At 41.1% G+C, this 11,405-nt stretch carries 7 protein-coding genes and 4 tRNA genes; 10 read left to right on the forward strand and 1 reads right to left on the reverse strand.

Annotated features, from left to right (window positions below; all coding sequences use genetic code 11):
- Positions 1-687: 687 nt before the first annotated feature.
- Positions 688-2,127, forward strand: coding sequence for an O-antigen ligase family protein (locus H2C83_RS18400; protein ID WP_181742389.1), 1,440 nt, complete (start codon positions 688-690; stop codon positions 2,125-2,127).
- Between the two features lie 207 nt (positions 2,128-2,334).
- Here the strand turns inward: H2C83_RS18400 and H2C83_RS17175 are convergent, their stop codons facing one another.
- Complete coding sequence (locus tag H2C83_RS17175; RefSeq protein WP_181742390.1) at positions 2,335-3,303, reverse strand: glycosyltransferase family 2 protein; 969 nt, start codon at positions 3,301-3,303, stop codon at positions 2,335-2,337.
- 197 nt (positions 3,304-3,500) lie between these two features.
- On the opposite strand from H2C83_RS17175, the gene H2C83_RS17180 reads away from it, so the two are divergent.
- The 9 genes from H2C83_RS17180 to H2C83_RS17220 all read left to right on the forward strand — a co-directional run bounded on the left by H2C83_RS17180 (position 3,501) and on the right by H2C83_RS17220 (position 11,137).
- A complete protein-coding gene (locus H2C83_RS17180; RefSeq protein ID WP_181742391.1) occupies positions 3,501-6,194 on the forward strand; it encodes a YfhO family protein in 2,694 nt (897 codons plus the stop codon).
- Positions 6,195-6,276: 82 nt separating this feature from the next.
- Positions 6,277-6,675 carry a GtrA family protein gene (locus H2C83_RS17185; RefSeq protein ID WP_181742392.1) on the forward strand — a complete coding sequence of 133 codons (399 nt, stop codon included), beginning with the start codon at positions 6,277-6,279 and terminating at the stop codon, positions 6,673-6,675.
- 475 nt (positions 6,676-7,150) lie between these two features.
- Entirely contained in the window at positions 7,151-8,395 is a 1,245-nt protein-coding gene (locus H2C83_RS17190; protein ID WP_181742395.1) for a dicarboxylate/amino acid:cation symporter, read from the forward strand.
- Positions 8,396-8,553: 158 nt separating this feature from the next.
- A tRNA-Leu gene (locus tag H2C83_RS17195) sits at positions 8,554-8,639 on the forward strand.
- Positions 8,640-8,714: 75 nt separating this feature from the next.
- Positions 8,715-8,790 (forward strand) — tRNA-Thr (locus H2C83_RS17200).
- A 5-nt stretch (positions 8,791-8,795) separates the two neighbouring features.
- Positions 8,796-8,871: transfer RNA gene (locus H2C83_RS17205), tRNA-Glu, on the forward strand.
- Positions 8,872-8,963: 92 nt separating this feature from the next.
- A tRNA-Arg gene (locus tag H2C83_RS17210) sits at positions 8,964-9,040 on the forward strand.
- 231 nt (positions 9,041-9,271) lie between these two features.
- A complete protein-coding gene (locus tag H2C83_RS17215) occupies positions 9,272-10,000 on the forward strand; it encodes a hypothetical protein (protein ID WP_181742393.1) in 729 nt (242 codons plus the stop codon).
- An 81-nt stretch (positions 10,001-10,081) separates the two neighbouring features.
- Positions 10,082-11,137, forward strand: coding sequence for an Ldh family oxidoreductase (locus H2C83_RS17220; protein ID WP_181742394.1), 1,056 nt, complete (start codon positions 10,082-10,084; stop codon positions 11,135-11,137).
- Positions 11,138-11,405: the final 268 nt, after the last annotated feature.

Here is an 11,405-nt window from a genome sequence, read left to right on the forward strand (position 1 = left end):
AGAGCAGGTCGTTGCCAGGCAAATGAAATGTCCCCCATTTAGTTATTAATCAAAACTAAATGGGGGATTTCTTATACTTGACTTTGTTTTTTCCTCATTCGGAAAAAACAGACCTGGTGCACCAGCTCCAATGTTGCCAGTAAAGCAGGAACAAAACATTTTTATAAATGGAGGTTTATGTTACGTTATGTTACCATGTTTGTTGAATCATCTTTCTGATACGGTAAAACAATACCTTTAGAGGTGTTCGGGCAAGAACCAATATATTTAAAAATCCTTTTCCTCTGATTCCGCAATATTAGTTATTGCAACCATGGGTAAAAAGCTGGTGTCTGCTTTGACAGCTCCAGTTTAGTTTTATTTTGCGGAGACAGGAAAAATGGCAGATTGGGGTTTCATAAATTGTTCACATTGATCTTCACCTGTATTTGTATTCTGGGTAAGGATGATGGATAAGAGTTATTATTATCCAGCATATTTCGGTTAAGCCGAAAAGATTAACTGTTTCATATTTGGCATATCATATGTAATTGCTCAACCTGTTCAGTCTCTGTTTGTCTGAAGTACAAGATTTGAGTGTGAGGGTTTTCCGGTCAGTTCAACCTTGTTGCTTTTTGGATGTCGGCAGCATTTTTGAAACTGATGGCAGCAATTTGGTCAAAACTAGCAAGAAAAGGGTGAGAGTTGGTGAGTAAACTCTTGTTTCCTAAACAGAAACGATTAGAGAGACTTTTTTATATCATGATCGCATTTTCCTTGATCGGGCCCACATTAGGAATTCAAATAACGGATAATTTTAACCTTACCTTTTTTCGAATCACATTTCTCCTGTTAAGCGCAGGAATTGTATTGCAATTTGTATGGGGAAAAGAGTACTCTCGTCTGAAGAAAAACTTGGAAATGACTGCGATTTATCAAGTACGATGGTATGCAGTGTTTTTTCTTTTCTGGTTTGCATACGGAGTTTTGGCTCTTGCTTGGGCACCAAGCGTTGCCTATGGAATTCGCTATTTATTCCTGTTAGGAATGATGTTGTCACTGGCAATCGCTTTTCCATTCTTCCTCCGCACAACTCAAAGCTTTTGGCAGATGGAGAAGATTTTGCTTGGAGTATTTTCCGCAATTATTTATTTTGCTTTTATTGAATCGGTCACATTTATTCATTTGCCATCATCCAGGGCATTTGGAGATAAATTGAACGCTACGGTCACTTCTGTTTTTACGAATCAAAACGACTTGGCAACTTGCATTACGATCGCTTTACCCTTTTTGATTACCGCTATGTTCATGTTGAATCTGAAGAGTAGAAATAACTGGTTCATCTATATAACCGGAATTTTTAGCATCTATGCCCTTCTTGCCACCGGTTCACGCAGTAATACTTTTTTTGCCTTACCACTGGCATTGTTGGTTTTGATAGCAGGTGTACCTTTTGTGATCAGGAGAGAAAAATTGACAAGGAAGAATATCGGAAAGGCGTTGATCGCGGCTTTGGCCGCCATATTAATTGCTACCTCAATGTCGACGATCTTCTTGTCTGAGGAAGCCAGAGAAACGATCAAAGTGAAGTTGGCTTCCACGTTCAGTTTTCTTGCTGATTTAAATAAGACGACCTGGGATGTGGAAGAAATGGATCCGGAAGACTTTGAGGGCACACAAGAAAGTGCAACCGATCGTAAGTTTCTGATCTTGAATGGATTAAATTACTTAAAGGATTCAAACTTTATGGGAATAGGTCCTGGCAATATCGAATTTCTCAATAAAAAGCTGGATGTTGTAAAAGCAAAAAATATGCATAATTGGTGGGTTGAAATACTGGTCAATTTCGGAGTGATTGTTTTTGTACTTTATATGGCACTTTATTTCTGGTTGCTATGGAGATTGTGGAAACTGGCTTCCCTGAAATACGGTGCATCCGCTCATTTGGTGATCCGTTGGGGTGCTTTTGCAACGCTCTCTTCATTAATAGGATTCTTCGTTGGTGGAATGGCTCCGAGTTCCAGCGTCCATTTCACACCATTCTGGATTACGTATGGAATCGGATTGGCGCTTGTTGGCCTGGGGGAGATGCAGAAAAAGAAACAAGAGAAAAATCGGGAACAGCAAGAACTGGCTTCATCAGAATAGGGGATAAAAGGGTGTCGTTTTCGATGCCTTTATTTCGGGGAAAACCAATCTGTATTTTAAAATAGATATCGTTTTGCAATCACAGGTATATGACAAAACAGTCCAATTGTACGGATTCTCCCAAAGTATTGGTCAAAGATTAAAAATTAAATCGTGTTCAGATTGAAAAAGATCCCGTCCAGTTTTTTTGGATGAGATCTATTCTTCCTATTTTACAATCTGATGTTGTAAAGTTTGTTCCATCATTTCCATATGACTCTTGGAAAAAGATTCCTCTTCGACGATATAGTGGGGTCTTTGTTTCGATTCGTAATAAATTCGTCCAATATATTCACCGATTACTCCGAGGAAAATCAATTGGATACCGCCAATCAGCAAGATAGATGAGATAATGGTAAAATAACCAGGCTGATCGATCCCATTAATCATAATTTTAATAAATGTGAACAAAACATATAATATGCCTAATAAAGTAATCGTTAATCCCATGTAAATCGACATTCGCAGCGGTTTGTTGTTGAATGAGATCACGCCGTCAATTCCGTAGTTTAACAGCTTGGAAAAAGCCCATTTTGTCTGTCCGGCTTTGCGATTGACATTGTCGTAATAGATCACATATTCTTTAAAACCGATCCAGGAAAAAAGCCCTTTTGAAAAACGGTTATATTCCCTGAGGGAAAGGATTGCATTTACCGCTTTTCGACTGAGCAGGCGGAAGTCGCCTACGCCATCTTCCAGATTGATATCTACAAAACGGTTCATCAATTTATAATAAAGCCTGGAGACAGAAGAACGGATTAACGACTCCCCTTTTCGATTCCGTTTTGCGATCACCTGATCATACCCGTTCTCAAAATGTTTGACTAATCTGGGAATCAAACCTGGTGGATGTTGTAAGTCTGCGTCCAAAATAACGACCGCGTCTCCTGATGAATAATTTAGGCCAGCCAGCATTGCTGCTTCCTTCCCAAAGTTTCTGCTAAATGAAATATAGTGGACAGCAGGGTTTTGAGCAGCCAGTTTTCTTAAAATCCCCATGGTGTTGTCAGAACTTCCATCATTGACAAAAATCAGTTCGTACGTATGCTCAAGGTCTTCCAATACTTTGACAGTTTCACGATAAAAACATTCCAAAACTTCCTGTTCATTAAAACAGGGAACTACAATAGAAATCATTTATCATTGCCTGCCTTTGGATTTTTTATACTGCATTTATTTTATCTCTTACGGGCGTAAAGTCAATGCGGGGAAAGGGAAATCAATTGATAAATATTAACAGATGTCATATATTGTAAAGGTATTATCTATATAATGAGTTATTATCTACGAGGCTTCTGTGAGGATTAATAATTACAATTTGATAGGATGATTGGATGAAACTTATGAAAAAATATTGGGATTTGCCTGCTGTGGCAGCAAGTATACTTTTGGTCGCTGTTTTCATATTTGCACGACTGTTTACCAGTGATTTTTATTTTATATCGAAATTAGGAGATACCAAAGAACAATATATCCATTTTTTTAATCTGTTTTACGATCTGGTACATAGCGGGGGCTTCCCCTTCTGGAGCTGGTCTTATGGTATGGGCGGAAGTTTCTGGAACGATTTTGGATATTACATGCTCGGAGATTTTTTTGTCTGGCCTTTGCTCTTGTTTCCAAAGAACTGGTTTCCAACCCTTTTTTTACCGATGAATATATTGAAGCTGATCGTAATGGGATTAGGCATCTATTTGTTGCTAAAAGAATTTGGGGTCAGGAAGCGGTTTGCCTTCCTGGGGGCAATGGTTTACCCGTTTGCCGGATTTAATATAGAGCATTTTTATACTCATTATTTCTTTCTTAATGCTGCTGCAATTTTTCCATTCATCCTTCTGGGCTATGAACGGCTTTTGAAAGAGAAGAGTAGCGCTGTTTTTGTTATCTCTATCTTCCTGGGAAGTATAAGCAATTTTTATTTTATGTTCATGATGTCGCTCGGATTATTACTTTACGCTTTTTTTCGCTTTTTTGCCCAAGAGGTGCAACCGGTTTCCCTGAAGAACTTTATTAATTTTCACAGTCAGGTGTTGCTCAGGTATTTTATCGGTTTCGGGATCGCTATGGTTTTCTTTTTACCATCGGTCTTCAGTTTTCTCTCTTCCAACAGTTATGCCCGATCAGGACCGCCAATCGAAGGAATTATGGGTTTGGAGGAAGTTCCTTCCTTTATCATGTTAAAAGGTGGGCTTCATTATATCGGATTATTGCTGTTTCCGCTTCTTTTAATAAATGGGAAAAAAATGCGTGTTTACGGTTGGTTGGGGTTAACGCTCTGGATTATTATGCAAATTCCCCGGTTGACAAGTGTTTTTGGCGGATTCAGCAATCCTGAGGAGCTCAGGGGGTTTTTTATTTTTAACTCGATTTGGACAATGCTGGCGATTTTGGCGCTCGATCGGATTGATATAAGGAAACCAAAGAATATAGTTGTCTTAATCGTTTCTCTCTTATTTATATGTAATGCCAATTATCCTGATTTGGGGAAGAAAATGACCGCATTGATCCCTTTGACGTGCCTGTGCTTCTTCCTTTACGGCCATGTACAGAAAAAATGGCTGAAAAGCGTTTTCTTTGCGGGATTGGCAATCAGTTTGATCGGATACAGTTTTTTGGGCGGGAAACAATTTGTCAATGAAGTATTAAATGTTTCTTATAAAACAACTCCCAGAGCAGAAAAACTTGCCAGAGGAGTATGGCAAAGGCTGCCACTACTGGGCAAGGAAGAGTATCAACAGTTATACAACAATAGTAAAGTCAACAAAACGATTGCCGAGCTAAAAAAGCAGGATCCATCGTTTCATCGAATTTGGCTCGATGCCGCGATTTCCATGAAAAACTCTGCAATGAGTTACGGTTATCACGGTTTCAGCGTTTATCATTCACTTGTTCCCTGGAAGCAACAAGAGTTTGAAATGGATCTGTTGGCAATATCAGGCTTTCGAGGATTAAGTCTGATTCGTGGGTTTAATAATAATTTGTATCTTTCCACGCTCATGGCCAATAAATATTTGGTGGCAGAGTCAAAGAACGGGGAAAATGCCGAGTTGTTTGGTTATCAGCCAATCTTCCATAAAAACGGATATTCCGTCTATCGCAATGACAACTTTGTTCCACTCGGATTTGTATATGATCGAAGTATTGCTTATTCCCAGTTTCTAAAAATTCCTGTGCCTTATCGGGATCGGCTTTTATTTGAATATGCCGTCGTTCCCGATTCAGAAACGGGTTCTTCTTCTAAACCGAGTTTTGCTTCTTTGGGCTTGAAACAGATTGGAAAGTTAAAAGAGGTGACGTATTCAAAAGGAATCAAAGTTCTACAAACGGATCAGGGAATCATCCTGGAGTCCAAAGAGCCGTTTGAGATCAGAATTCCTCTTGCTCAACATCAGGCTGGAGAGTTATCTGTTTTTGTTGATTTTTTGCCATATACGCCCAACGGTGGAATCACCATGACAGCTTCAAATGGAGAGGCAGAAGTGAAATTTGAAAAAAACATGTGTAATAACAAGTACAGGAATGTTCAATATTCCTACAAAACGACCGTAAACCAGGTCTTGTATCGTTTTGGAAGAGAGGAACAGGATACGAAAATGATTACTCTTACCATCTATCCGGGGAAGTTTTTAATCAAAAACATGGGGGTTTACTTGGATTCGCTTGCATCTTATGAAAAAATAGTGGATGATCATCAGACAAAGGGCTTAAAAACAACCGAAATCACCAACAATCGGGTCAAAGGGACCGTTTCTGCAAAGAATGGTGGTACATTATTTTTATCGATTCCATACTCCAGTGGATGGAAAGCTTTTGTCGATGGAAAAGAAGTAGAGACATTCCCCGTTCACCATGCGTTTACAGGATTAAAAGTAGGATCAGGGGTGCACGAGATTGAATTGAGATTTACTCCTCCCGGTTTTGTTGCAGGACTTGTTGTTTCGGGAATCTCATTGGTAATATGGGCTTTTTTGGCTTGCCGTCGCCGCAAAAGAGCAAGAGTCTGTTCTGCGGAAACGTTTTACAAGTAATATTCAGTGCCCTCTGACAGGAATTCATGGAGGGGTGGAGGGCTGTTTTGATCGTGATTACATCGCAGAAAGAGGTTTGGGTATGCCTTTACTAAACAGGCAAATTATTCGGTTTGGTATCGTCGGGGTAGTAAATACACTCAATTATTATTTACTATACCTGCTGTTTCTCCACATCATCGGGTTTAATTATTTGGTAGCGCATATTTTGGCTTTTATGCTGAGCATGATCGGCTCGTTTTTTATGAATACCTATTTTACATATGGTACAAAACCTACTTTTAAAAAATTTTTCCAATTTCCTTTGACTTATGTTGTGAATATAACAGTTACCACCTCCAGCATGTATGTTTTGGTGGATTTATTAGAGTTTAATGAGAATATCTCTCCTTTTATTGCTTCGCTGATTGCTATTCCTTTTACTTTTATTGTTTCCAAAAAAATCCTGGTTCCAAAGGGTGAGGAAAAACAAAGTTCCTGATGGTATGACTCCTGTCTGTGTGGCGGGTGCAGGCTATTTGAGAGGAGCTGCCTCAAAAGCAGGATTCCTCACAGATCACAAGGTAGATTGATCCCGGGTGTAAGCCGGGGTTCAACCCTTGGAGAGGACTGAAACGAAACCACCTTAAGCAACAGGCTTGAGGTGGTTTCATATTGCAAGTCACACAGAAATTTTTTTGATGTAGAAAAAAGACGATGCTTTGAAGCGATCCCAAATCCATAACCTTTTTCGAATTATTCAAAAGATAATTGAATACATACAAAATGGGAAGGTTCTTTAATATAATAACAAGGTTAAATATTCTTTATGAATATGTCACAAGTTGAGATATTTCTTCATTAAAGATATAATAAAATTAAATTTTTATCTTCAATTATTGCCAAAATCAATGATTGGATCTGTTTTTTGTGAATGTTTACAAATTTCAGGTGAAAGGTGTGGGGCTATGAAAAAAATGTCTTTGACGAAAAAAATTTTGATCGGAATTTTGCTCGGTCTGATTGTTGGAATTGTTTTGAATCTTTATTTTCCTGATGTTTTCAAAGTTTTGAATACCTATCTGTTTGATCCGGTAAGTGATCTGTTTATTAAAGCGATCAAAATGGTTGTAGTTCCTCTTGTTTTTTTCTCCTTGGTTTCTGGTGCTGCAGGAATTGCCGATCCGAAAAAGCTGGGACGGATTGGTGTGAAAACGATTATCCTGTATACTTTGACAACCGCGGTAGCCATTACCTTTGCGCTTCTGCTGGCCAATATCATTGATCCTGGTCAAGGGACAAACATTGCGACACCGACAGAAAAACCCAAAATTGAAGAAGCACCTAACATAATGGATACGTTTGTTAATATTGTACCTGAAAACCCGATCCAGGCTATGGCCGAAGCGGAAATGCTTCAAATAATCTTTTTTGCGCTGCTGTTTGGTATCGGGATTGCTATGTTGGGCAATAAAGCCAATCGATTAAGAGAAGTGATTGAACAAGGGAACGATGTTATGCTCAAACTCGTTTCCTTTGTGATGGCGACTGCTCCTTATGCAGCGTTTGCGTTAATGGCCAGGGCGATCGGCGAATCGGGAATTGAGTTGATTGGCTCAATGGGGATGTATATGATCACCCTGTTGTTGGCGTTGTTGTTGCACATGGGGGTCACATACAGCACATTGCTCGCCCTGTTTGCAAAAATAAACCCCGTTTTCTTCTTCAAACGGATGTTACGGGCGATGGAGGTTGCCTTTACCACAAGCAGCAGTGCGGCTACCCTGCCGGTTACGATGGATGTAGCCGAAAAAGATTTTAACGTTCCGAAAACGATCAGCAGTTTTGCCCTTCCTCTAGGCGCAACGATTAACATGGACGGCACTTCCATTATGCAGGGAGTTGCGGCCATCTTCATTGCCCAGCTGTATGGAATTCCATTAGGCATAGAGGATCAGTTGATGATTATCCTGACGGCTACCCTCGCGTCGATCGGCACGGCAGCTGTTCCCGGAGCCGGGTTAATCATGCTTACAATGGTTTTGCAATCTGTTGGCTTGCCGATTGAAGGGATTGCTATTGTGCTGGGGGTTGATCGTTTGCTGGATATGAGCCGGACCGCGACCAACATCACCGGAGATGTCTGTATTGCCTGTGTTGTTGCAAAAGGGGAAGAAAAATACGAAAAACAAGCAGCTTCAGTCCCGGAACAGGTTTATTAAAAGGCGGTGTTTAAACCGTCTTTTTTATTTGACTTTGTAAAAGAAGGTATTGCTTTTTTAAAAGGAATATGTTAATATGTATTACCGTGAACGATTATCTTTATTTAAATATAAAGAGCAGACTGGATTCACAAAAACGTCCTTTTTTTTGATGAATTGCGGTCGTGGTGGAATTGGCAGACACGCTATCTTGAGGGGGTAGTGGCCTTTGGCCGTGCGAGTTCGAGTCTCGCCGACCGCACCAAACATACGGGTGCAGTCCTTCCAAGCCCAATGCGAGGGTTTGATTCCCTTCACCCGCTCTTGGTTGGTGCCATTTGCTCCCTTAGCTCAGTTGGCAGAGCGCTTCCATGGTAAGGAAGAGGTCACCAGTTCGAGCCTGGTAGGGAGCTCCAGACATGGCCCGTTGGTGAAGCGGTCAACACCCCAGCCTTTCACGCTGGCATGCAGGGGTTCGAATCCCCTACGGGTCACCATTTATGGAGCTGTGGTGTAGAGGCCTAACATGCCTGCCTGTCACGCAGGAGATCGCAGGTTCGAATCCCGTCTTCCGCTCCGTTTTATATAAGTGCCCTTAGCTCAGCTGGACAGAGCGTCTGACTACGGATCAGAAGGTCGGGGGTTCGAATCCTCCAGGGCACGCCATTCCAAAATTGCAGGCTGTTTTACAGCTTGCAATTTTTGTTTCCTGGTCTTTTTAGATTGCCCGATGTCTGTGCCTGTGTATGGAAGATGCCTGTCATTCTCGTTCCGGACATTTCAGGTTGTGTTCCTGTGGTTTATATATGCCAATGTCATTTTTTTCAAATAACTCCCGAAATTTGGGAGGAAATGACAAATCGCTGTGGAAATTTAACCCCCATGGGGGGATAGATCATGAACGGTAAATCCAACAAACTGGCCTATGCCATATTATCGTGTGTTTTTTTGGTTATATGTTGTCTGATTCCATCCGTATCCTTGGCGAACGGGTTAAATCCCATTACGGATGTCCAGACCAAACTCTTTGAAAAAGCGGATGTGGTAAGTGTTGTTCCTCAAAAAGGGACTTGTGATTCATTAATTTTCAATGTAAAAGCCAACCATGTTTTCAAAGTGGTAAATATGCCCCGGAATCTGCTCCGGATTGCCATTCTTTATGAAATCTACTGGTATCCCGATTCCAGGCAGGATTTTGTCGCTGGAAAAAGAGTGGATCATGGCTTGTTAGGCATACAACGGGATTCTCAATCTTTTGATGTGAAATATGATCCCAAAAAGAATCCTTATGGAGCTAAAGGGGAGTATGTACTTAAAGTAAAACTGAAAGTGAATGATCGTGTCATTGACAAAAAACTCAGTACAAAATTGGTTATTCATGTTAATTGTCAATCAAATGTTCCAAAAGATGTAAACAAGCCGGAAACCCTGGATCAATCCGGAAGCGATGATGATTTTTCCGCAGCCGGTGGCAAGGATGGCGACAATCACAGACAGGGTGGAATATTGCCCGTCACTGCAACCGATTACGGGAATAACATCGTATTGAGTGCCATGTGGATGCTTTTAGGGATTACACTTTACCTGTTGTCCATTCACAATAAGGAAAAATCAACGTTTGGCTGAGTTTGAGAACGATTGCAATATCGCGGAGATTTTTCCAAAAGCGACTGAAGTTACTTTCGTGACGAAACAGGAGGATTTGGATTGCGCAAGGTTACCGGCGTTCGTTTGCAGGAGTTTGCCAGATCTGTATTGGTGTCTGTCGGGGTTCCGCATAAAGATGCGCTTGTTATTTCGGAATCATTGGTACAGGCCAATTTGGAAGGAATCGACAGCCATGGCGTCAGCCGCTTGCCCGTCTATGTTCAAAGAATGCTGGAAGGCAGGATCAACGTTCGGCCTGAACTGCGGATTGCCCGGCGTGGGTGTATCCTGAAGGTGGATGGAGATAACGGATTGGGACAGGTTGTTTCTTGCCGTTCGATCGAATCAGCAATTCCCGTCGCAAAGAAATGGGGAATTGCCGCCGTTTTTATTCGTCATAGCAATCACAACGGTGCCGGTGCATTTTTCTGCCAGCAAGCAATAAAGGAAAACATCATCCTTATGGCGATGACAAATACTCCGCCTGGGATTTCTCCGACCGGGGGAAAAGAGGCACGTCTTGGAACAAACCCGATTGCATTTGGATTTCCGGTAAAAAAGGGGCCGCCGATCATTGTGGATTTTGCTTCAAGTAAAGTTGCAAGGGGAAAGATTATTTTGGCCGCCCGACAAAACCGGACGATTCCAAGCGGCTGGGCGGTTGATGTAAATGGGATGAACACAACCGATGCACATTCTGCACTGAAAGGATCCATGATACCGGTTGGCGGCGCGAAGGGATACGCTCTTGCAACAGCGATTGAACTGTTTTGTGGCGTATTGAGCGGTGCTGCTTTTGGAACGCAAGTTGGCAGTATAAATGAGGATCAAGGCCAGAGTCATGCCAATATAGGCCATCATTTCATTTTGTATTATTTTCCTCATTTTATTTCAGAGGAAGAATACTACACCCGTATGGAATGTTTTTTGCGGATGATTAAAGAAACGCCCTTGTCCCAAAACAGCAATGGTATCTATTATCCGGGAGAAAGGCGATATCAAAGATATCTGAAAAGGAAAAGAAAGGGGATCTGCCTGTCTGACCAGGTGTGGAAGGATTTAAATGAACTTGCACATAAATTGTCTTTGCCGGCGCTTTCTGACGCAAAATTGTAATGCCTTGTTTTGACATGAATCTGGCTTCACTGTTTGTAAAAAATAATATCGAAAAAATTTTTACTTTCCTGTTGACATAAGTTCAAATATCGGTTATTATATGTTTCGTTGTCGCTAAAACATTGAAATTGTCGTTGTTCCTTGAAAACTGAAGAGTGAAGACGTGACTCGTTAATTCTTGTTGAGCAATCAAACCTTATCCACGTAGTGGATCAGTTGTTCCAAGTGCTGAAAGCACCAGGAACAACTTTATTGGAGAGTTTGATCC

It is taken from the genome of Thermoactinomyces mirandus, from assembly GCF_013868055.1.
In the GTDB taxonomy this organism is placed as follows: domain Bacteria; phylum Bacillota; class Bacilli; order Thermoactinomycetales; family Thermoactinomycetaceae; genus Thermoactinomyces; species Thermoactinomyces mirandus.

Coding starts and splice junctions, on each gene's coding strand:
- H2C83_RS17190 (WP_181742395.1), top strand. CDS start 7,151: ATGTCTTTGACGAAAAAAATTTTGATCGGAATTTTGCTCGGTCTGATT.
- H2C83_RS17175 (WP_181742390.1), bottom strand. CDS start 3,303: ATGATTTCTATTGTAGTTCCCTGTTTTAATGAACAGGAAGTTTTGGAA.
- H2C83_RS17215 (WP_181742393.1), top strand. CDS start 9,272: ATGAACGGTAAATCCAACAAACTGGCCTATGCCATATTATCGTGTGTT.
- H2C83_RS17180 (WP_181742391.1), top strand. CDS start 3,501: ATGAAACTTATGAAAAAATATTGGGATTTGCCTGCTGTGGCAGCAAGT.
- H2C83_RS17185 (WP_181742392.1), top strand. CDS start 6,277: ATGCCTTTACTAAACAGGCAAATTATTCGGTTTGGTATCGTCGGGGTA.